Source organism: Acidovorax sp. GW823-FHT05D11 (genome assembly GCF_058795695.1).
In genome coordinates, this window is the sequence record NZ_CM179502.1 from 2,184,134 (window position 1) to 2,204,038 (window position 19,905).

Below are 19,905 nucleotides of genomic sequence, written 5' to 3' on the forward strand. Positions count from 1 at the left end.
TCCCGCGCGCAATAAATTTTCATAGCCGGGCGGTGTAGCTCAGTTGGTAGAGCGCGGGGCTCATAACCCCGCCGTCGCCGGTTCGAGTCCGGCCTCCGCAACCATCTTTCCCGCAGCGCCATCCTTCGCCGACCCCGTGTCGGCGTCTTTTCTCCCGACACTTGACCAAGACGAGCAAGTCGCCCGCCGAAAACGCCAAGAAGGCCACGAAGCCTCTGGTCAAGCCGACCCCGAAGAATCCCGCGAAGCCCGCGCCCGCCGCTGCGAAGAACGCAGCCGCGCCCAAGGCGTCCGGATGGCGCACTGCCACCCCCCCATCGCTCCCCACGCCTGCAGCCCCCGCCAAGGAGGTTGCCCCCGCGCCGGTACCGTCCGCTCCAACTCCCATCGCCGAGAAGCCTCTCACTGCGTTCCAGCGCTGGGCGCAGAAGGAGGGCGCGTTTGAAGAGCTGATCGCGTTCATCCTGGATGGCGGCCACATGGCCGACTTCTGCAAGGCGCGCGAGATCCCGTACACGACGATGTATGACTGGGTGCGCAAGGACGACAGTCGCTCCGAGATGTATGCGCGCGCGCGTGAGGATCGGGCCGACAAGCTGGCCGATGAGATCGTGTCGATCGCGGACGAGGCCGACTACGCACCTGTGGTGGATATGGCGACCGGGCAGACCGTGGCCATGGCCTTCGACAAAACCGCCGTGGCCCGCAACAAGCTGCGCGTGGACGCCCGCAAGTGGATCGCCGCGAAGATGAAGCCGCGCATCTATGGCGAGAAGGTACAGGTCGAAGGCACGATTGACCACAAGTCGGTGAGCGACGACGAGCTCCTGAAGCGGCTGGCCAAGTTCGGTGTGGTGTTGCCCGCCATCGTTCCGCAGGGAGGGCAGGATGCTGGCTGATCCCGGCGTGCTCGACCTGTCCACGCTGTCGCACGACCAGCGGCTGGAGCTGAGTTCCTTGCTGTCGGAGGTGGAGCGGCGCCAGCGCACGCGGCTGCTGGAGACGATGTTCCCTGCGGCGGGGCCACTGCGCCGCGAGCTGTATCCCCGGCACATGGAGTTCTTCGCATCCCGTGCGCCTGGCTCACCCCCTGGTGAACGCACGGAGATCGCGCGGGCCAGCGAGCGGGTGTTCATGGCGGGGAACCGCGTGGGCAAGACCGTGGCCGCCGGTACCGAGATCGCCTACCACCTGACGGGCGAGTATCCGGACTGGTGGGATGGGCACCGCTTCACGCAGGCCAATCGCTGGCTCGCCAGTGGCGACACCCACGAAACCACGCGGGACATCATCCAGCTCAAGATGCTGGGCGCGACCACGGACAAGCCCGAGAACTACGGCACGGGCCTGATTCCTGGCGACAGCATCACCGGCGTGGTGCCGCGCTCCCACGTCAAGGGCGCGGTGGAGAAGATCCTGGTGCGGCACAAGTCCGGTGGCGAGTCGGAGCTGTGGCTGCGCAGCTACGAGCAGGGGCGGGAAATCTTCCAGGGTTTCGAGCTGGACGGTTTCTGGGCGGACGAGGAGTGCCCGCAGGACGTGTACGAAGAGGCGCTGGTGCGCCTGATGACGCGCAGCGGGATTTCCATCCTCACGTTCACGCCCCTGAATGGCCTCACGCCGCTGGTGCAGGAGCTGACCAAGCCGGTCGAGGCCTTCACCGACGAAGAGGATCCGGACGGCCTCAAGCGCCTGGCCGCCTCGGACCGCCTGATCGTGTCGTGCGGATGGGATGACGTTCCCCACCTGTCCGACGCGGCCAAGGCCAAGCTCTTGGCCAAGCTCGCCCCGCACCAGCGTGCGGCCCGGACCAAGGGTATCCCGGCGCTGGGCTCTGGCGCGATCTATCCGGTGCCCGAGGACGAGATCCTGGTGGATGACTTCCCGCTGCCCGACTTCTGGCCCCGCGCCTACGGCATGGACGTGGGCTGGAACCGCACGGCGGTGATCTGGGGCGCGCACGACCGCGAGAACGACATCGTGTACCTCTACTCGCAGCACTACCGGGGGCAGGCCGAGCCGTCTGTGCACGCGGCAGCGGTGCGGGCGCGCGGCGAATGGATTGCCGGGGCCATCGACCCCGCCGCCCGTGGCCGCAGCCAAAAGGATGGCGAGCAGCTGCTGCAGAGCTACACGGACCTGGGCCTGGACGTGAACCCGGCCGATAACGGCGTGGAGAGCGGCATCTACGACATGTGGGAGCGCCTGTCCACCGGCCGCCTCAAGGTGTTCCGCTCCTGCCGGGACTGGATCAACGAATACCGCATCTATCGGCGCGACGAGAAGGGCCAGATCGTGAAGCAAAACGATCACTTGATGGACGCCTCGCGCTACCTCATCAAAACCGGGCTATCCCTGGCCCGCGTCAAACCCCGCGCGAGCAAACCGAAGCGCACAACTTCCTGGAGAACAGCATGAGCCCGAAACTGTACGAAGGCACGAAACGCCTGCATGCCACGCCCATGACGCGCGGCGAATACAACGCCTACCGGGGCTGGGAGAACCCCGCAGGTGAGAACCCGGCCGACGGCGGGTATCTGGTGGAATATCAGGACGGCGGCAAGGCCAACGACTCGCGGCACGCGGGATACATCAGTTGGTCGCCAGCGCATGTGTTCGAGCGCACCTACAAACCCGTCGTGACCACGCTGTCCGTGGTGGACCCGGGCCCTGACGCCCTGGAGCGCGAGATCCTGGCCAAGGCCAACAAGGGCCCGCGCGTGACGCCGGCCGACATCGAGGCTGAAGTCGCCGCCGAGTTCTACTTCACCGCAGCCGATGGCGTGCTTGGCCAGTCCGAAATGGGTACGCGGCCCGCCGCCTGGACGAACCTGGATCAAGTCACGATCTGCACGCTGGTTCTGCGCAACGGATCGAAGGTGCTGGGCGTGAATTACGGCGCAATTGACCGCGCACAGCATGACGCGGGCAAGGGCCGGGAAGCAGCCCGGGAAGCAGCAGTCGAGAAGATCTGGGAGCTGCTGGGCTTCCGCCTGCGCGACGAGCTGGCCCGCCCGGTGCTCACCGATGACGATGCAGCCGCCGACTTGGCCGGCACCCCGCGTCCATCCGCTGGAGCACTGGCATGACCAGCATCCTGGGCCCACGCGGAACCCCCATGGTGGAGTTGGGCGGCGAGCGCGCCTGGCGCCAGCGCGTGATCGGCGACATCGTGTGCAGCTACCAATGGCTGGACTTGCGTTCGGCTGGCGACGTGACGGCAGGTGACGAGCCCGAGCCCTGCATGGTGCTGTTTCCCGCGTTCCGCCGCATGGAAACGGGCGCCTACACGATCCCCATGCGCAATGCTTTTGCCTACGTGGACACCAAGGGCAACCCCACGCCGCAGCTCCTGAAGACTGCGGTGCTTGCGGCCGAGACCATGGGCTTCGACATGAACGATCGCGCCAGCATCACCCGCATGCTGGACATCATCTGCGAGGGCATCCCTGACCTGATCGATATGCCGCTGGAGCAGCCTTCGGCCCTGGAGGTGCGCCGCCACCGCATGGGTATCGAGGTGACTGCAAGGGCCTGCGGCAGTGACCTGCACAGCGAGGTGATCTGATGTTTGAAGTCCGCGAACGCGAGAAGCGCCAACCTAGTGACCAGCCCGCCTCGGGCAGCCGCTCCCAGCAGAACGACCTTGACGCCGCCCCTCCAGAGGCAAGCGAGGACGAGTTGCTGGGGCATCGGCACCACACGCTCATGGATCTGCTGGAGTACGAGGCGGAGCGCCAGGCCGAGGAGCGCCTGCAGATGCAGATCGATGAGGACTACTACGACCATCTGCAGTACCGCCCCGAGGATGCCCGCGTCATGCTGGACCGTGGCCAGGCGCCCCTGGTGTTCAACGAATCGCGCCAGACCATCGACTGGCTGTCGGGCACAGAGAAGCGCATGCGCAAGGACTACAAGATCCTGCCGCGCGAGCCCAACGACGAGCAGGGCGCCGAGCTGAAGACCAAGTTGGTGAAGTACACGGACGACGTGAACGACACCCAGTGGCACCGCAGCAAGGCGTTCAAGCAGGCGGCCACGGCCGGCCTGTCGTGGCTGGAGGAAGGCACCAACCGCGATCCCGAGGCCGAGATCATCTATTCGGGCATGGAGGACTGGCGCAATATCTACCGCGACAGCCATAGCCGCAACGTGGACTACAACGTCGATGCGCGTTACCTGTTCCGCCGCCGCATCCTGGATCTCGACTATGCGTGCGCGCTGCTGCCCAAGAGCAAGCTCCACCTCATTGGCATGGCGGGCCGGCACGAGGACGTGGAGAACGGCGATGACGTGTGGTACCTGGGCGAGAAGCTGACCGGGGCCAGCGAGACCGAATGGGGAAATTCCCTATCGTCGTTTGGCGGGCGATCGGCGTACATGCGGCGCGAGGGCTATTTCGACAACAGCCGCCGCCGCAGCGTGGAGATGCTGGAGGCCTGGTACCGCGTGCCCGAGGTGGTGCAGGTGTTCCAGGGCGGCCCGTTCTCAGGTCGGATCTTCAACCCAGCCGATCAGCAGCACCAGCAAGTCAAGCAGGACCGTATGGCCAGCTTCTACGAGTCGGTCAAGTTCCGCATGCGGGTGATGCTGTGCACGAAGGAGGCTCCCTGCATTGACATGGTGAGCCCGTATCGCCACGGCCGCTTCTTGCTGGTGCCGATCTGGGGCTACCGCCGGGCTCGCGACGGCATGGCCTACGGCGCCATGCGCGGCATGCGCGACATCCAGGACGACTTGAACAAGCGCCGCTCCAAAGCCCTGTTCGCGCTGTCGGTGAACCGCATCAGCATGGAGGAGGGGGCTGTCGATGACATCGAGGAACTGCGGGAGGAGGCGGCCCGGCCGGACGGGATCATTGTCCGCAAGCCCAACAAGCAGCTGACCTTCGAGAAGAACATCGCCGATTTCCAGGCGAATCTGGAGCTGGCCGAGCAGGATAGCCAACTGCTGCGGAATGCCGGCGGCGTGACGAATGAGAACCTGGGCCGCGACACGTCGGCGCAGTCCGGCAAGGCGATCGGCCTGAAGCAGGATCAGGGCTCGCTCACCAGCTCGGAGCTGTTCGACAACCTCCTGCTGGCCATCAAGCAGGCGGGGAAACTGCGGCTCTCGCACATCGAGCAGTTCTGGACCGAGACGAAGGCCATCCGCATCGTGGGTGATCGCAAGCCCATCGAATGGCTGGAGACCAACAAGCTCGACCCGGCCACGGGCGAGATCCTGAACGATGTCACGGCGCGCGAGGCGGATTTCATCGTGGACACGCAGGACTATCGCAGCTCGATGGCCCAGGCCGCGATGGAGGAACTGTTCGACCTGCTGGGCAAGATCGCGACCTTCGCGCCCCAGGTGGTGGTGTCGGTGCTCGACCTGGTGGTGGAAACCACCGAGATCCAGGGCCGCGAAGAGTGGGTGTCCCGCATCCGCAAGATCAACGGCCAGCGCGACCCCACCAAGCCGCCCACGCCCGAGGAACTGCAGGCCGAGCAGGCGATGCAGGCCAAGCAGGCGGAGCAGGATCAGCTTGCCACCGACACCGCCAAGGCTGGCCTGGGCAAGCTGCAGGCCGAAATCGACCTGGTGCGCAAGCAGATCAGCAAGCTCGACATCGAGGAAGTACTCAAGAAGGTGGACGCGATTATGGCGACGCTCACCACTGCCCAGCAGGCCGTCGCCGCGGCACCTCTGGTTGCCCACACGGCTGATGCCATCGCTACCGAGGCGGGGCTGGCGAGCGGCACGCCTGCGACACCACACCTGCCCACGGCCGAAGTGCCACAAGAAATCCCGGGAAATCCCGATTCAGCGCTTTCTGCGCCTGTTCAACCTGCTATCAATCAAGGAGTGCAAGATGCCCCCAATCTCTGATGAAGACCTGCGCGGCCTGAGTGCCGTCGAACGTGACGCCCTGCTCGAGCTCGAAGAGGGAGACGAGGATGTTCTTGCCGCACTGGGCACAGGCTCCAGCCCTGCGCCGGCCCCGGCCCCTGGATCCAGCGCGGCGCCCGGATCTGACGATGACGATGACGACGACCCGGCCGGCGCTGCTGCACCAGCGCCCGCGCCTACTCCCGCGCCCGCGCCCGCGCCCGCGCCTGCGCCTGCTGCTGCCGCACCTGCGGGTGATCCGGGCGAGGCTCCAGCACCAGCACCAGCGGCCGCTGACAACGATGACGAAGATGCGGACCTGACGCCCCAGCGCGTGACGCCAGACGACATCGAGGAGCAGCGCAAGGCTTTGCGTTCCGAGCGATCGGAGGCCCTGCAGCAGATGCTCGACGGCGAGATGTCGCGCGAGGACTTCCAGGCGGTGGACGAGCGCGTTTCTACCGGCCTCGACAAGCTGGTGCGCGCCGAAGCCACGGACGCCGCACGCCAGCAGATCCAGCTCGACTCCATGATGTCCGACTACAGCAAGGAGCTGCGTACGGCGCGTGGTGAGCTGAAGGCCGCGGGCCTGGACCTCAGTGCGGTATCTGGGGACTTTGACCGTGCCGTGCGCATGTTCGCCAAGGAAGCGCAGGAGCGTGGCCTTGACGACAAGCCCGGCGACCTGGCGGCATCGAAGGACGCGCTCGCCGAGGCCGTGGCCTATACGCTTCGCCGCCACGGCAAGGCAAGGGCGGCTTCACCGGCCCCAGCGCCCGCGCCTGCAGCCGCCACTCCAGCTCCAGCCGCTGCGCCAGTCCCTGCGCGCCAGCCCAAGCCTGTCGATCGCTCGACGCTGCCCCCCACACTCGCCGGCGTGCCGGTGGCCGCTGACGCCGCGATCACCAGCGAATTCGCGCACCTCGCGGGGCTGGAAGGGTCCTCCCTGGAACGCGCGCTCGCACGCCTCACGCCCGAGCAGCAAGAACGCTACCTGGACGCCGCCTGATGTCCAAGTCCACGACCTTGGTGCGCGAGCTGCGCTACGGCGAACAGCTCTCTTTCGACGGTGGCCGCATCGTTGTGCGTGTGGAGGAGCGCAGCGGCCGGCGTGTCGGCCTCTACGTCACGCTGCGGGAGGATGTGGTGGTGGACAAGCCACGCGTGGCGGCCAACGATGCCAGTTGCGCGCCGACCACGCCGCAGGGCGCGAGGGGTGTTGAAATTCGGAAAAAACACCGTACGCTTTGATCGTTCCGGTTCGTAGACGCGCCGCCAGGCGCTGGGAACGAACCAAGCCGCCAGGGGCATCCTGGAACTGCGCAAGAAGCGCTCATGCCCGAGAGGGTTAGGAGTCGCTTCATGCGCACGTTGATCGGGGTTAACGACCCCCAGGCCGTCAAAAAGTGGGCCTCTCTGATGGCTGTTGCCATCAACAAGGCGAGCTATTGGGCTCGCAAGTTCGTTGGCGAGGGCAAGGACGCGCGCCTGCCCTTCCAGCGCATCGATGACCTCGAATCCGGAGCGGGTGAAGAGGTGACCGTCGATCTGCTCATGCCCATGAACATGGAGCCAGTGATCGGTGACGAGACTCTGGACGGCAAGGAACAGCCGCTGAAGTATTACACCGACCGCATGCGCATCGACCAGGTGCGCGGTGGTTCGGACCTGGGCTCGCGGATGACCAAGAAGCGCACCCTGCGCAACCTGCGCCAGGATGCCAAGCGCGTGAACACCGACTGGTGGAAGCGCCTCATGGACGAGCTGTATTTCATCTACCTGTCGGGCACGCGCGGCCACGGCGGCGGCTACATCTGGTCGGCGAACAACCCCTTCTTCCAGGTGAACCCGCTCACGGCGCCGGACAGCATGCACCAGCTGTATGGTGGCGCGGCCACCAGCAAGGCCACCGTCACCAGCGGCGACTCGATGAAGCTGCGCCTGATCGACAAGGCCGTGGCCAAGGCGGAAACGATGGGCGGCGATGGCTCCGACGAGCTGTCGATGATCCCCATCTCCATCGAGGGCGGCGACCACTATGTCACGCTGATGCACACCTTCCAGGCGGATGCGCTGCGCCAGGACGCCGGTACCGGTGGCTGGCTGGACATCCAGAAGGCGGCTGCTGCGGCTGAAGGCGCGAAGAACCCGATCTTCACGGGCGCGATGGGGATGTACAACGACTCCATCCTGCACAAGCACCGCAACGTGATTCGCTTCAACGACTTCGGCGCTGGTGGCAATCTGCCCGCTGCCCGAGCCCTGTTCCTGGGTGCGCAGGCTGGCTTCGTGGCCTATGGCGACAACGAAACGGGCACCCGCTACCGCTGGACCGAGGTGCAGAAGGACCACGAGAACAGCGTTGCGATCGGCACTCACGCAATCATGGGCGTGAAGAAGGCCACCTACAAGTCCAAGGACGGCAACGTCCAGCGTGACTTCGGCGTGTTCGCAATGGACACGTATTGCGCAGACCCCAACGCCTGATGACCGCGGCCCGCTTCGGCGGGCTGCTTGTCCTGGCTTGACCCATCCCAACCCCGTCACCCTGTAGGAGCCTGAAATGGCCAAATACCTCTCCGACGTGGCGTCCGCTAAGAAGAGCGTGCCGCAACCCAATGATGCCTTGGTCACCAAGGTGCCCATCGATGTGACCCTGCCTGCCGTGGCGCTGGCTGTGGGCGACATCATCACGCTGCTCGACATCCCGCCCGGCATCCAACTCGCCGACTACGACGTGGGCGGGCCCCAGCTGGACAGCAACGGTGCGCCCACCCTGGCCTTCTCGATCGGCGTGGAGAACGCGGCCGGTACCGACCTGGCCACGGTCTACGAAGCGAACCTGACCTTTGGCCGCACGGCCAGCGGCTCGATCTCTCGCGCCTCGAACATGGCCGCGGCGCTGGCTGATCGCACGGTCGCGCGCCGCATCTCGCTGAAGGTCACTGCTGCAGCCGCCACTTCGGCCTCCGCTGGCAAGCAGATCCTCGCCTTCCTGCACCTGCGCAGCTAAACAGCCGCAGGCCCCGGTAAGTGTGTGTGTAGGGGCTGCATTGCTGCGGCCCCTTTTCGTTTGAACCCATTCCAGAAGGAAGCAAGATGCTGATTCACGCCATCCGCCGCACTGAGCCCACGACCGTGGAACTGTTTGGCCTCAAGATCGAATTCAAACCCAACGAACATCGTCATTGCGTGGCTGAAGTCACGCATGCTGCTGCTATCCATCGGCTGCTCTCCATCCGCGAGGGATACGTCGAATACGCGAGCGCTACGATCGACAGTGACCCTGTGGCCGCCAGCGCCAAAACCACCAGCCCGGCACCATCCACCCCCGCACCGGACGTGCTGCTGGGCTCCGACGCCTTCCCGGCCGAGATCGAGCTGGGCAATGAGAACTTTGTCACCCTGGCCCGTGTGGTGCAGGAGGCTCAGGAGCGCTCGGAACTGGATCTGGCTGGCTGGAACGCACTGGCCCAGGCCGATCGCGATGAGCGGATCTCTGCCGAGGTGGAGCGCTACCGCGAGGCGCTGAAGACCTCCGATGAAGACGACGACGAGCAGGACGACCAGGAGCGCGCCGACGCGGCTGCTGCGCTCAAAGCCTCCGAGGAGGCCGCGGCTGCCCAGAAGGCGGCTGCCGCCGGTGCGCAGCCGGAAGTGGATCCACTCGTCCTCGTGAACGACAAGGGCGAAAAGATCGACCTCAACAAGTTCACCGCCAAGCAGGTGCGCGAGTTCGCCAGCGCCAGCAATATCGAGCTGCCCAGCGGCAACAGCACCCCCGTGGCCGAGCTGCGTCTGCTGCTGGCCAAGGGCCTGCGGGGCGAGTAACCCATGCGCGCGTGGCGTGACTTCTTTCCGGAGGTATTGCCGTTCATCGCGGACGGCATCCCCGACCCGATGCTCGAGCGCCGGGTGCTGCGCAGCGCCCAGCGCTTTTGCGAGCGCACGCGCGCCTGGAGGGTCACGCTGGAGCCCATCAGCCTCTTGGCCGGTGTCACGAACTACGAGATGGAGCTGCCACAACAGACAGAGCTGGTGCGGCTGGAAGAAGGCGCGCAGCTGGATGGCACGCCGATCGACTTGTGGCGCCCGGGTGGCGGGGCACGCGGCCGCTACGTCTCGACCGCCGATCGCAAGACGGTGGACCTGAGCTGCGCGCCGGCGGCCGGGCAGACCCTGGTGCTGGTGGCGACACTCAAGCCCGGACTCGGAGCAGCGGGCATCGAAGACTTTCTGTTCGACCAGTATTCCGACGTGATCGCCGATGGCTCGGTGGCGCGGATCAATGACGACGGGCTGAAGCTGCAGGCTTTCGAGGATCGCTGCAGCGAGATCGCCACCCAACTCTGGCGCGGCAGCGCTGCAACCCGTCCGCGCGCGCGGCCCCACTACTTCTGAGGCCGCCATGACTGTTGCCGCAAAAGACATCATCTGGGCCGCCCAGGACCAGCTCAAGGATCTTGCCGGGGACCGCTGGTCCGCGCGCGATCTGGTGAATCACCTCAACGATGGGCAGCGCGACATTGTTGTGCTCCGCCCCGATGCCGTGGTCACCACGGTGGCGCATGCACTGGTGGCCGGGCCCCGGCAGTCGGTGCCCGCCGATTGCAGCCGGCTCATCGACATCCCTCGCAACACGGGCGGCCGGCCGCTGCGCCAGGTTGCGCGCAAGTTGCTAGATGCCTCGGACCCCAGCTGGTACACGCGCCAGGGCACCAAGGCTCTGCAGCACTTCATGCTCGATCCGCGGGAGCCCAAGGTCTTCTGGGTGTACCCGCCGGCCCTGGTCGGTGCCAGCGTGGACGTGGACTACGCCCCGCTGCCCCAGGACGTGGCCCCGCCTAGCGGCGATGACTGGGCCAGCGTGGGCGGCAACGTCAACGTGCCGGACGACATGAAGAACGCGCTGCTGCATTTCGTGCTGTTCCGGGCGTACAGCATGGACGCAGAGGTGGGCAACGCTGATCTGGCGGCAGCCCATTTCAAGCTCTACAAGGCCTGCCTGGGCGACGACGCGGCCGCGCGCCAGGCCTTCAAGCCCAAGGTGGGCACCGACCCGTCGGCCACGGGTTGATCCGATTTTTGACAGGAGTATCCGATGTCTGGTTTTTCGACTTCCCTTGCCAACGCCATCGTCAACGCCGTGCTGCGCGGCCAGGCCATGCCCAACATGCGCAACCGGTATTTCGCGCTGTTCAAGGCTGACCCCACGGACGCTTTCACGGCGGGGACCGAGGTGGACGCGGCGTGGTATCAGCGCCAGCCCGCGGGCGACTTTGCTGCGCCCGCCAATGGCGTCACCTACAACGCCACCCGCGTGGAGTTTCCTCCCGTGGTGGGCGCGCCCGTGGTCGTGACGCACATCGGCATCGTGGAGGGGGCAACGCCCACCGACCCGACCACCACGCTGCTGTTCAGCCAGCCGCTGCCGGAGGCCAAGACCCTCACGGTCAACGACAAGTACCAGGTGGACAGCGACGCCACCACGGGCGATTTCACGCTGACGCTGGTGTAAGGCCCCACGGCAATGAACACCAACGGCCTCAACGTCGCGCCGCTCAACGGGACGTACATCGACCCGACGGTGCGCGTGATCGTGCGTGCCTACGCCTATGCAATGGCGGCCGTGAAGCCGCGCGTGATCCGTGGGTCGGTGACGCATGCCGAAGCCCGCGCGGTGATCGAGGCCCGGGTGTTCGGCGTGGTCCGTGCCCGGATCGACGCTGTGGTGCGGGGCATCGTGGGGGCCGAGGGCCGCGTGGTGGCGCGCGCGCTGGTGGCAGCGAGGGGCGTGGCGGACATCGCACTCGAGTCGCCGGTGGTGCGCGTGGTGGTGAACATGGCGGCAGCGGCCGTCATCACCCATACGGCGCGGGCCCTGCGCCGGTCCCCGGTGGTGGCGCCGAGTTTGGCGACCGGGACCGTGAAGGGCCGCGCCCTGATGCGCAGGCCCGTGGCGATGACGGCTTCCGCGCAGGTGGTGGCCCGGCTGCGCGCGCTGTGCAGGGCACCGCTGAACGTGCAGGCCCGCGCGGATGTGCACATCGATACCAGCGTCATCAAGCGCGTGCGTTTCGATGAGCCGGCGGTGGAGGCCCAGACCTTCATCGTCCAGTTCGAGAACAACGTTTTCTTGGTGAGGTGACGCGGTGGCATATCGCATTGAGCAGCAGCCGCGCGACGTGCGCGACTACGACATCGACTTCGGCGAGTGGTTCCCGCCTGATGACACGGTGACTTCGGCCCAGGTCACGGTGGAGCCCGCCGTGGGCCTGACGGTGAACTACGCCATCCAGCACCCGCGCGTGAAGGTGTGGGTGCAGGACGGCGTGGACGGAGCCGCCTACAAGGTCACCGTGGTGGCCTATACCAACGATGGGCGCGCCAAGGAAGTGGAACTGGCGGTACGGATCAAGGACAAGTGACATGGCCAAGCAACTCTTCCTCAACAACTTCGAGACCTGGTTCATCGCGCCGGTCAAGGACGCGCCCACCTCCGGGACGCCCGCCACGGAGCTGGACTATGGGGTGCTGCGCATCTCGGATGGCGCCTCGGGGACGCTGGTGAACCCCGCGGGAGGGGATTTCTACGTGCTCACGGCGTCCAAGCGCTCCGGGACGGTGGAGTCCAACATCGAGATCATGCGTGTGACCGGCGTGAACAACGCCACGCCGGGCGAATGCCGCATCACCGTGCTGCGCGCGCAGGAAGGCACGACCGCACAGGCCTACGTGAGCGGCGACCATTTGGCGCTGCGGCTGACCAAGGGCGGCGTGGAGAACTTCGCCCAGACCAGCGATGCCTCGGGCACGCCGGCCTCGGCCATCCAGGTCACGCCGGCGGGCGGCATTGCTGCCACGGACGTGCAGGCCGCGCTCCAGGAACTGGACGGCGAGAAGGAGCCGGCGATTGCCGCGGGCGCCGCCTCGCAGTACCTGCGCGGGGACAAGACCTGGCGCGACTTCTTCACCGACGTGCGCGCGGCCACCCTCACGGGACTGTCCACCGCCACGAACGCGGCCATTGCGGCCGCCGACACGGTGCTGGTCGCCCTGGGCAAGCTGCAAAAGCAGATCACCGACCATTTCGGGGCGGGCGGCGCGGCGCACGCGAACGCCACCACCGCCGCAGCCGGGTTCATGGCAGCGGCCGACAAGCTGGTGCTGGGCGCGGTGGCGGGAGCCATCGACGGCGGCGCGGTCGGGCAGGTGCTCTACAAGGTGTCGCTCACGGACTTCGACCTGGGCTGGAAGACCCTGGGCACGGCCGCCGACAAGAACACGGGCGCCTCGGGCGATGCCGTGCCCTTGCTGAACGTGGCCAACACCTGGAGCGCGGCGCAGCGGTTCAACAACAGCATCGGCCTTGGGATTGCGCCGCTGACGGTGCTGCACGCCTATGCGACCAATCCGGGAGACCCGACAGCCACGGGTACCGCCGTGACGGGCGTGAGCGCGCGGATCCAGAACTCGTCGGTGGCGCTGGATCTCGGCACCTACAGCAGCGGTGCGTGTTTCATCCAGCCGCGTCTGGCGGCAGACCACGCCTCGAACTTTGATCTGGCGTTGAACCCGAATGGCGGCATGACGCGCGTTGGCCGCGCCGTGACGTTCACCCAGTTCCATGCGGGCAACCAAGGTGGCAATTTCTCCATCGACTTTGCCAACGGGCAAAAGCAGGTCGTGGGCCTCACGGCGAATTCCACGATCACCCTGAGCTTTCCCGGGGTCGGCAACTATCAGCTGATGCTGGCCCAGGACGCCACGGGCGGGCGCACGGTGACCTGGGCTGGCGTCACCGTGGTGTACGTCGGGAGCGCCACCGCGCCGGCGATCAGCACGACGGCCAACAGCTATACGGTGGTGTCGATCCACTGGAACGGCGCCGCCGCGTTCCTGGCCGCCTCCAAGGTGGGGTCGTAATGCCATCGTCCACGCTCACCCTGTCGATCAACACCGGGGCCTACTCCAACAACCTTTGGACGAGCCCGGCCAACGGGCTGGTATCGAACAACGCCTATGCCTCGGTCGCCCCCGGCGTGACGGGGAACCGGTATTTCACCTACGACACCAATGCGGCGGCCCTGATCCCGGTCGGGGCCATCGTCGTCGGCGTCTTGCTGCAGGTCGAATATCGGGTGTCGGCCACCGCGCTCGGCCCGAATGTGATGGGTGCGCCGGGCACCGCCGCGGGCGTGGCAATGGGCGGGGGCGGGCAGTCGCCCATCAACGGTCTGACCACGGACACCGTGCATTCCTGGGGCGGCCCCACGAACCCGCTCGGAGCTGCCTCGATGGCAGACGTGGCCACGCTGGTGGTTCGCATCAGCCAGACGACGGCTGGTGCCGTGACCCACTTCCTGGACAACGCGACGATGGTGGTGGACTGGGTTCTGCCCTCCGGCGCCAACGTGCTCTTTTTTGGAGAGAACTTCTGATGTTCTACGAACCCACCACGGCACGGGAGTTTGCCTCCCTGTCGCACTTTCGCGCAGCCTATCCGAACACCTCGTTTGGGGATCTGGCGGACGAGGACCAGCGCAACGCTGCCGGGCTGTTCAGCCTGGGCGATGACCGCCCTGCGTTCAACCACCTCACCCACACCCTGGAGCCGGGCGCCATCGAGCAGCAGGGCGGGGTGTGGGTGCGGCGCTGGGTGGTGGCGCCCATGCCCCTTGCCGAGCTGCGCGCCAGCCTGACGGCGGCCGTGACCACTCTGCGCTGGGAGCACGAGACGGGGGGCATCGCCCTCGCGGGCGGCTTGAGCGTGGGCACGGCCATTGATGACCAGAACCGCATCACGAGCGTGGTAGCCAACGCCCAGGCGGCAGGTGTCGCCACCGTGGACTTCAAGGCCGCGAGCGGATGGGTGACGCTGACGCTGCAGGAGCTGCAGGCCATCGCAGCCGCGATCGCGCTGCATGTGCAGGCGTGTTTCAGCGCGGAGCGTGCGCACCACGCCGCCATCGCGGCGGCCGCGGACGCCCAGGCGCTGCTGGCCTACGACATCGAGGCGGGCTGGCCCGTGGGTGCGGGCTGACATGACCGCCATCGCCATCACCGCGTTCGCTGGGGAGAACCGGGCACTGGAGCCCAAGCTGCTGCCCGAGGGGCAGGGCGTTGTTTCGCGCAACCAGAAGCCCGGCCGCGGGGACCTGCGTGGCTGGCGCGATCCCCTGCAGGTGTTGCTCACGCCCTCGCAGACGCAGCGCCAGACCATCTACCGCATGGGGCGCGACAGCGCGAGCGACACCACCTACTGGTTGTCCTGGGCATCGGTAGTGCATGTGGCGCGGGGCTTCGATGTCGAGGACACCTCCGAGCGCACGCTGTACACGGGCGACGGCTATCCCAAGGTGACCGACAACCTGGCGCTGTCGTCGGCGAGCCCGACCCTGAACCCCACGGTGCACCGGCCGCTGGGGTTGCCCGCGCCCACCACCAAGCCATCGCTCACGGTGAGCGCGGGCGAGGTGGACCCGGACGTGGGCAAGTACCGGATCGGCTACCCCGAGGCCAACATCCGCGCGATGGTGGCCGGGCACCGCTATGTGGTGCGGGTCAAGGGGTTGCCTCCCCAGCCGGCCACGGTTGCCGCAGGCGCCGGTGGCGATGTGACGCCCGAGTCGTTCGCGGCCCAGTTCAACGCGATGGACGGCCTGCGCGCCTATGTGGCGGACAGCGATGACGATCAGATCCCCGGCGGGGTGTGGGTGATCGGCGATAGCGTGGGCGTGACCTGGGATGTGGTGAGCGTGAGCGGCACCAAGACGAACTACGACGCCGGCGCGACCACGCTGGCCCCCTTGCTGTCGGCCGCGGGCGGCGCCAGCGGCGCGGGCGGCGGTGCCACGCTGTATTCGGTGCAGGCGGTGACGACGGCCAGCTACAGTCTGTTCGTGCCGGAGGCGTCCCTGGCCACGCTCGCGGCGGGGGACACGCTGGCCGGCCTGGTGGCGGGGGTGCAGCGCTGGTCGGTGAAGCTCACCGGCAATTCCAAGGCCAGCATCGTGGCCGCGCTGACGGCCGCCGGCGTCTCGTCCAGCGATCAGGTCTATGTTCCCCCCAGCAGCAACAGTGGCGCCGAAGGGGAGGGCTCGGTCAGCTACGGCCAGGCCAGCGGCATCTGGATCGTCATGGGCGCCACGACGGCGGCCCAGACCATCACCATCACCCGCAATCCGCCCAAGGCGGCCGCGCTGGTGGTGGGCAAGGCCTGGCTCGCCGCCAACGCGGCGCCGGGCGACAAGTGGCAGGTGACCGTGAACAGCGCCGCGCCCGTGCTGGTCACGCTGACGGCGGGGTCGGGCACCTACCCGCCCGCGGTGACCGCTACTTCGCTCAAGGGAGCGCTTGCGCCTGTCTCGGGTCTGAAGCTGACCGACGAGGTGGACGCGGGGGGCGCCCCGCAACTGCGCATCGAGACCACCGATGCCGGAACGACCTCCGCCATCACCATCAAGAAGATCATCCCGACCACCTCCGATGTCTACAGCGAGCCGCTGGTGGCGACGCTCTATGCGGCCAAGAAGCGGGAGGTGTTCGAGTATTACTACGTCTACACCTATGTGAACGACTGGGGCTGGGAGAGCGCGCCCAGCCCGGTGAGCGATGCCGTGGAGCGCACGGTGAAGGAATCGACCGTCATCAGCAACATCGCGGCGCCGCCCAGCGGGAACAACTACAACATCAACCGCATCCGGGTGTACCGCACGCAGGCGGGCACCAGCGGCAACGCTGATTTCTTCTTCCTGCTGGAAGCGGCCATCACGGCGGCCACGTTGACCGATGACGGCCGCGACGTGGCTGAAGTGCTGGCGACCAAGACCTGGATCACGGCCCCGGGCGTGCCCCGCGGGGGCGCGGACAACCACACGGAGCCCAACCTGTCATGCCTCACGCCGATGTGGAACGGCATGCTCGCGGGCATCGTGGGCCGTTCGGTGCGTTTTTGCGAGGCCTACACGCCCTATGCCTGGCCCATTGAGTACGACGCGGTGCCGCCGGACGGCACGCCCGTGGCGCTGGGGGTGTTCGGCCAGAACCTGCTGGTGCTGACCACAGGGCGGCCGCTGCTGGTCTATGGCTCTTCCCCCGAGTCGCTGGACCAGGCGCCGCAGGAGGTGCCGCAGGGCTGTATCGCGCCGCGCTCGGTGGTGAGCATGGGCAATGGGGTGGCCTGGGCGTCCAACGACGGGCTGTGCTGGTACGGCGAGGGCGGGGCACGCATCCTGACGGCGGGCGTGATGACCCGCGAGGACTGGCTGGCCCTGCGGCCCCAGACCATCATTGGCCAGATGTACGAGGGCCTGTACCACGGCAGCTACGAGCCAGCGCCGGGCGCGCCGCGCCAGGGGTTCATGGTGAGCCCGGCCGGTGGCGGTGTGTTCTTCATGGACGAGGGGTTCGATGCCGCGTACTTCGACAGCCTGCAGGATCAGCTCTATGTGCTGCGCGGCAACCGGATCCTGAAATGGGAGGCCGGGGCATCCTGGATGGCGGCGCGGTTTCGTAGCAAGGTGCTGCGCCAGACCCGTCCGGTGAACTTCGCGTGCGCCGAGGTGGTGGCTACCGGCTACCCGGTCACCCTGCATGTGGATGCGGTGGGGCTGCCCGAGGACGTGGTGGCCGCCCGGGTCGCGGCGCAGCCTGGGAAGCTGTCGGCGCGCGCGCCGAACATCCTGCGTTTCACCAAGACCGTCTCCAGCCGGGAGCCGTTTCGTTTGCCCGCGGGTTTCCAGTCCATGGACTGGCAGGTGGAGGTGGCCACGCCCGCCGGCGCGGCCGAGGTGGGCGTGCAGGCGGTGCTGCTGGCCACGACGATGAAGGAGCTGGCGCAGCTATGAAGGACAAGCGACTGGATCTGCCCTCGCCGGGCAGCCCGAATTTCGAGGCCCGCATGCGCGAGACGATGCAGGTCTACATGGGCCGCACGGGCGACCCGTTGGACATGGGCCTCACGGTGCGCCACCTCAAGGATCTGGGGCTGATCGATACGGCGCCCGGCTCGGGCGGCCGCATCCTGGAGCCCGGCCCGCGCATTCCGCGCCCGCAGGGCACCGACGAGGAGGACGAGGACCTGACGCCGCCGCCCACGCCCACCGGGTTCGCGCTGGCCGCGGGCATCACGAATGTCTTCGTGGAGCACGATCCGCCCGTCTATCCCCAGGGGCGCGGGCACGACCGCACGGTGCTCTACGGCACCAAGCGCAATGAGGGCGACCCGCTGCCCACCTTCGCCGAGGCGGTGAAGCTCGCTGACTTCCAGGGGGAGGTGTATGCCTACCCGTCCGACCCGGCCACGATCTGGCACATGTGGATCACTTGGCGCACGCTGGACGGCGTGGAGTCGGTGACGCCCGCGGGCGGGCTCAATGGCCTGCAGGCGCGCACGGGCGAGGATGTGCAGCGGCTGCTGGACGCGCTGAATGGGCAGATCACCCAGTCGGCCCTGAACAAGGAGCTGTCCCAGCAGATCGATGATTCGTCGGAGGGCATCAGCTACCTGTCCACCCAGTACGGCGTGCGCGTGCAGGTGGCCGCCGATGGCAAGAGGCTGATCGGCGGCTACGGGATCATGGGCTCGAACGAGGAGGGGCGGGGGCCCAGCATTGATTTCGGAGTGCTGGCGAACCGCTTCTACGTGGGGGCGCCTGCCTCCAATGGCGGGATCAGCAGCACGCGGCCCTTCATCGTGCAGACCACGCCCACGGTCATCAATGGCGTGAACGTGCCCGCCGGGGTCTACATCGAAGATGGGTTCATCAAGAACGGCACGATCACCAATGCCAAGATCGCCAATGCGGCCATCGATGACGCCAAGATCGCCTTCCTGAGCGCGAACAAGATCCGCGCGGGCTCCATCGCCGTGGGGCAGTACATCCAGAGCAGCACCTACTCGGTGGGGGGCAATCAGGGCTGGCGCATCAATGGCGATGGCACGGCTGAATTCCGGCAGGTGGTGGTGCGTGGCGGGGTGTATGCCTCCTATGGCGAGATCGCGGGCATCCTGATCGATGGTCAGGGCCTGCGCACCGGAGAGTACGGGCAGGGGCCGGGCTTCTACCTGGGGCGCGATGGCCGGTTCTCGCTGGGCGCGGCGCTGACCTGGGACGGACTGCAGCTCACGGTGAACGGCAATGGCACGTTCAGCGGCGCGCTGCAGGCTGCCACGGGCAGCTTCCGGGGGGCGCTGCAGGCCGCAACCGGCACTTTCACCGGAGCGCTGCTTGCCGCTTCGGGCACGTTCAGCGGCACGCTCACGGCCAACGCCATCAATGCGGTGGACACCATCAACATCGCGGGCAATGCGGTGACGGTGCCCAGCGGAGCCAGCGGGCCCTATTCGGCGGCCGTGTCGGTGTCATCCAGCGTTGCTGCGGCCTACATGGTCATCGGCACCTTCACGCAGGGGGATGGGCGCAATTCCTTCCCCTGGTATCTGGTGGTCAACGGTGGGGCGCTGCAGGTGGCCACTCCCATCGCGGGCACGCTGGGGGCTATGTCCAGCTTCGTGTCCCTGCCGGCCGGGACGCACACATTCTCTATTTACACCAGCATGCCGACCGGTGACAGCACCTGCGGCATCACGGTTCTTGGGGTCAAGCGATGAAGCACTTCTACGCCTACGAGCCCAGCGGGCGCATCGTGATGACGGGCACCTGCCCGGACGATCACCTGGAGCTGCAGGCGGTGACGGGCGCCACCATCGCCGAAGGGCGGGCCGACTACCGCACGCAGTACCGGTCCGCCGCGGGCGAACTGGTTCCGTTGCCCCCCCGGCCCAGCCCGCACCACCAGTTCGACCACAGGGCCGGCCGGTGGGTGGGTGACGAGGGCGCGGCCTGGACGGCGGTGCGGGCCGAGCGCGATGCGCGCATTGCGGCCACTGACTGGACGCAGCTACCGGACGTGCCGCTGGGCACCAGGGAGACCTGGGCCGCCTATCGGCAGGCGCTGCGGGACATCACCCAGCAGGGCGACCCCTTTGCGATTGCTTGGCCGGTGGCGCCGGCCTGAGTGGACCCCCCT

At 67.2% G+C, this 19,905-nt stretch carries 21 protein-coding genes and 1 tRNA gene; all 22 read left to right on the forward strand.

Annotated features, from left to right (window positions below; genetic code table 11):
- The first annotated feature begins 28 nt into the window (after positions 1 to 28).
- The 22 genes from AC3RCE_RS10120 to AC3RCE_RS10225 all read left to right on the forward strand — a co-directional run bounded on the left by AC3RCE_RS10120 (position 29) and on the right by AC3RCE_RS10225 (position 19,893).
- Positions 29 to 104, forward strand: a tRNA-Ile gene (locus AC3RCE_RS10120).
- Positions 105 to 161: 57 nt separating this feature from the next.
- Positions 162 to 899: a terminase small subunit-like protein gene (locus tag AC3RCE_RS10125; RefSeq protein WP_492255075.1), complete on the forward strand. Its 738-nt coding sequence runs from the start codon at positions 162 to 164 to the stop codon at positions 897 to 899.
- Positions 889 to 2,418, forward strand: a complete 1,530-nt coding sequence (locus AC3RCE_RS10130; protein WP_492255076.1) for a terminase large subunit domain-containing protein — start codon at positions 889 to 891, stop codon at positions 2,416 to 2,418. Before AC3RCE_RS10125 ends, AC3RCE_RS10130 begins: the two co-directional genes overlap by 11 nt.
- The gene (locus tag AC3RCE_RS10135) at positions 2,415 to 3,089 is read left to right on the forward strand and encodes a Gp49 family protein (protein WP_492255077.1); all 675 of its coding nucleotides are present in this window, start codon (positions 2,415 to 2,417) and stop codon (positions 3,087 to 3,089) included. The genes AC3RCE_RS10130 and AC3RCE_RS10135 overlap by 4 nt, the downstream gene beginning before the upstream one ends.
- A complete protein-coding gene (locus AC3RCE_RS10140) occupies positions 3,086 to 3,568 on the forward strand; it encodes a hypothetical protein (protein ID WP_492255078.1) in 483 nt (160 codons plus the stop codon). Before AC3RCE_RS10135 ends, AC3RCE_RS10140 begins: the two co-directional genes overlap by 4 nt.
- Positions 3,568 to 5,871: a portal protein gene (locus AC3RCE_RS10145; RefSeq protein WP_492255079.1), complete on the forward strand. Its 2,304-nt coding sequence runs from the start codon at positions 3,568 to 3,570 to the stop codon at positions 5,869 to 5,871. The genes AC3RCE_RS10140 and AC3RCE_RS10145 overlap by 1 nt, the downstream gene beginning before the upstream one ends.
- On the forward strand, positions 5,855 to 6,880 hold the full coding sequence (locus AC3RCE_RS10150; RefSeq protein WP_492255080.1) for a hypothetical protein: 1,026 nt from the start codon (positions 5,855 to 5,857) through the stop codon (positions 6,878 to 6,880). Before AC3RCE_RS10145 ends, AC3RCE_RS10150 begins: the two co-directional genes overlap by 17 nt.
- Complete coding sequence (locus AC3RCE_RS10155; RefSeq protein WP_492255081.1) at positions 6,880 to 7,122, forward strand: hypothetical protein; 243 nt, start codon at positions 6,880 to 6,882, stop codon at positions 7,120 to 7,122. Before AC3RCE_RS10150 ends, AC3RCE_RS10155 begins: the two co-directional genes overlap by 1 nt.
- Before the next feature lie 111 nt (positions 7,123 to 7,233).
- The gene (locus AC3RCE_RS10160) at positions 7,234 to 8,358 is read left to right on the forward strand and encodes a N4-gp56 family major capsid protein (protein ID WP_492255082.1); all 1,125 of its coding nucleotides are present in this window, start codon (positions 7,234 to 7,236) and stop codon (positions 8,356 to 8,358) included.
- 76 nt (positions 8,359 to 8,434) lie between these two features.
- A complete protein-coding gene (locus tag AC3RCE_RS10165) occupies positions 8,435 to 8,884 on the forward strand; it encodes a hypothetical protein (RefSeq protein WP_492255083.1) in 450 nt (149 codons plus the stop codon).
- Positions 8,885 to 8,970: 86 nt separating this feature from the next.
- On the forward strand, positions 8,971 to 9,702 hold the full coding sequence (locus AC3RCE_RS10170) for a hypothetical protein (protein ID WP_492255084.1): 732 nt from the start codon (positions 8,971 to 8,973) through the stop codon (positions 9,700 to 9,702).
- Positions 9,703 to 9,705: 3 nt separating this feature from the next.
- Positions 9,706 to 10,272 carry a hypothetical protein gene (locus AC3RCE_RS10175; protein ID WP_492255085.1) on the forward strand — a complete coding sequence of 189 codons (567 nt, stop codon included), beginning with the start codon at positions 9,706 to 9,708 and terminating at the stop codon, positions 10,270 to 10,272.
- A gap of 7 nt (positions 10,273 to 10,279) precedes the next feature.
- Positions 10,280 to 10,948, forward strand: a complete 669-nt coding sequence (locus tag AC3RCE_RS10180; protein ID WP_492255086.1) for a phage adaptor protein — start codon at positions 10,280 to 10,282, stop codon at positions 10,946 to 10,948.
- 24 nt (positions 10,949 to 10,972) lie between these two features.
- Positions 10,973 to 11,389: a phage tail fiber protein gene (locus tag AC3RCE_RS10185; RefSeq protein ID WP_492255087.1), complete on the forward strand. Its 417-nt coding sequence runs from the start codon at positions 10,973 to 10,975 to the stop codon at positions 11,387 to 11,389.
- Positions 11,390 to 11,401: 12 nt separating this feature from the next.
- Positions 11,402 to 12,019, forward strand: coding sequence for a hypothetical protein (locus tag AC3RCE_RS10190; protein WP_492255088.1), 618 nt, complete (start codon positions 11,402 to 11,404; stop codon positions 12,017 to 12,019).
- Between the two features lie 4 nt (positions 12,020 to 12,023).
- Complete coding sequence (locus AC3RCE_RS10195; protein WP_492255089.1) at positions 12,024 to 12,299, forward strand: phage fiber-tail adaptor protein; 276 nt, start codon at positions 12,024 to 12,026, stop codon at positions 12,297 to 12,299.
- Position 12,300: 1 nt separating this feature from the next.
- Positions 12,301 to 13,797, forward strand: a complete 1,497-nt coding sequence (locus AC3RCE_RS10200; protein WP_492255090.1) for a hypothetical protein — start codon at positions 12,301 to 12,303, stop codon at positions 13,795 to 13,797.
- Positions 13,797 to 14,312 carry a hypothetical protein gene (locus AC3RCE_RS10205; RefSeq protein ID WP_492255091.1) on the forward strand — a complete coding sequence of 172 codons (516 nt, stop codon included), beginning with the start codon at positions 13,797 to 13,799 and terminating at the stop codon, positions 14,310 to 14,312. Before AC3RCE_RS10200 ends, AC3RCE_RS10205 begins: the two co-directional genes overlap by 1 nt.
- Positions 14,312 to 14,914 (forward strand): DUF4376 domain-containing protein, encoded by a 603-nt coding sequence (locus AC3RCE_RS10210; protein WP_492255092.1) that lies wholly within the window; start codon positions 14,312 to 14,314, stop codon positions 14,912 to 14,914. The genes AC3RCE_RS10205 and AC3RCE_RS10210 overlap by 1 nt, the downstream gene beginning before the upstream one ends.
- A gap of 1 nt (position 14,915) precedes the next feature.
- Positions 14,916 to 17,720, forward strand: coding sequence for a hypothetical protein (locus tag AC3RCE_RS10215; RefSeq protein WP_492255093.1), 2,805 nt, complete (start codon positions 14,916 to 14,918; stop codon positions 17,718 to 17,720).
- Positions 17,717 to 19,486: a phage tail tip fiber protein gene (locus tag AC3RCE_RS10220; RefSeq protein WP_492255094.1), complete on the forward strand. Its 1,770-nt coding sequence runs from the start codon at positions 17,717 to 17,719 to the stop codon at positions 19,484 to 19,486. The genes AC3RCE_RS10215 and AC3RCE_RS10220 overlap by 4 nt, the downstream gene beginning before the upstream one ends.
- Positions 19,483 to 19,893, forward strand: coding sequence for a tail fiber assembly protein (locus AC3RCE_RS10225; protein WP_492255095.1), 411 nt, complete (start codon positions 19,483 to 19,485; stop codon positions 19,891 to 19,893). Before AC3RCE_RS10220 ends, AC3RCE_RS10225 begins: the two co-directional genes overlap by 4 nt.
- Positions 19,894 to 19,905 lie beyond the last annotated feature (12 nt).

What these genes read in the sequence shown, in the direction of transcription:
- AC3RCE_RS10225 (WP_492255095.1), top strand. Translation starts at nt 19,483, where the DNA reads ATGAAGCACTTCTACGCCTACGAGCCCAGCGGGCGCATCGTGATGACG.
- AC3RCE_RS10150 (WP_492255080.1), top strand. Translation starts at nt 5,855, where the DNA reads ATGCCCCCAATCTCTGATGAAGACCTGCGCGGCCTGAGTGCCGTCGAA.
- AC3RCE_RS10130 (WP_492255076.1), top strand. Translation starts at nt 889, where the DNA reads ATGCTGGCTGATCCCGGCGTGCTCGACCTGTCCACGCTGTCGCACGAC.
- AC3RCE_RS10170 (WP_492255084.1), top strand. Translation starts at nt 8,971, where the DNA reads ATGCTGATTCACGCCATCCGCCGCACTGAGCCCACGACCGTGGAACTG.
- AC3RCE_RS10155 (WP_492255081.1), top strand. Translation starts at nt 6,880, where the DNA reads ATGTCCAAGTCCACGACCTTGGTGCGCGAGCTGCGCTACGGCGAACAG.
- AC3RCE_RS10145 (WP_492255079.1), top strand. Translation starts at nt 3,568, where the DNA reads ATGTTTGAAGTCCGCGAACGCGAGAAGCGCCAACCTAGTGACCAGCCC.
- AC3RCE_RS10215 (WP_492255093.1), top strand. Translation starts at nt 14,916, where the DNA reads ATGACCGCCATCGCCATCACCGCGTTCGCTGGGGAGAACCGGGCACTG.
- AC3RCE_RS10180 (WP_492255086.1), top strand. Translation starts at nt 10,280, where the DNA reads ATGACTGTTGCCGCAAAAGACATCATCTGGGCCGCCCAGGACCAGCTC.
- AC3RCE_RS10140 (WP_492255078.1), top strand. Translation starts at nt 3,086, where the DNA reads ATGACCAGCATCCTGGGCCCACGCGGAACCCCCATGGTGGAGTTGGGC.
- AC3RCE_RS10135 (WP_492255077.1), top strand. Translation starts at nt 2,415, where the DNA reads ATGAGCCCGAAACTGTACGAAGGCACGAAACGCCTGCATGCCACGCCC.
- AC3RCE_RS10220 (WP_492255094.1), top strand. Translation starts at nt 17,717, where the DNA reads ATGAAGGACAAGCGACTGGATCTGCCCTCGCCGGGCAGCCCGAATTTC.
- AC3RCE_RS10185 (WP_492255087.1), top strand. Translation starts at nt 10,973, where the DNA reads ATGTCTGGTTTTTCGACTTCCCTTGCCAACGCCATCGTCAACGCCGTG.
- AC3RCE_RS10200 (WP_492255090.1), top strand. Translation starts at nt 12,301, where the DNA reads ATGGCCAAGCAACTCTTCCTCAACAACTTCGAGACCTGGTTCATCGCG.
- AC3RCE_RS10205 (WP_492255091.1), top strand. Translation starts at nt 13,797, where the DNA reads ATGCCATCGTCCACGCTCACCCTGTCGATCAACACCGGGGCCTACTCC.
- AC3RCE_RS10210 (WP_492255092.1), top strand. Translation starts at nt 14,312, where the DNA reads ATGTTCTACGAACCCACCACGGCACGGGAGTTTGCCTCCCTGTCGCAC.
- AC3RCE_RS10175 (WP_492255085.1), top strand. Translation starts at nt 9,706, where the DNA reads ATGCGCGCGTGGCGTGACTTCTTTCCGGAGGTATTGCCGTTCATCGCG.
- AC3RCE_RS10165 (WP_492255083.1), top strand. Translation starts at nt 8,435, where the DNA reads ATGGCCAAATACCTCTCCGACGTGGCGTCCGCTAAGAAGAGCGTGCCG.
- AC3RCE_RS10190 (WP_492255088.1), top strand. Translation starts at nt 11,402, where the DNA reads ATGAACACCAACGGCCTCAACGTCGCGCCGCTCAACGGGACGTACATC.
- AC3RCE_RS10160 (WP_492255082.1), top strand. Translation starts at nt 7,234, where the DNA reads ATGCGCACGTTGATCGGGGTTAACGACCCCCAGGCCGTCAAAAAGTGG.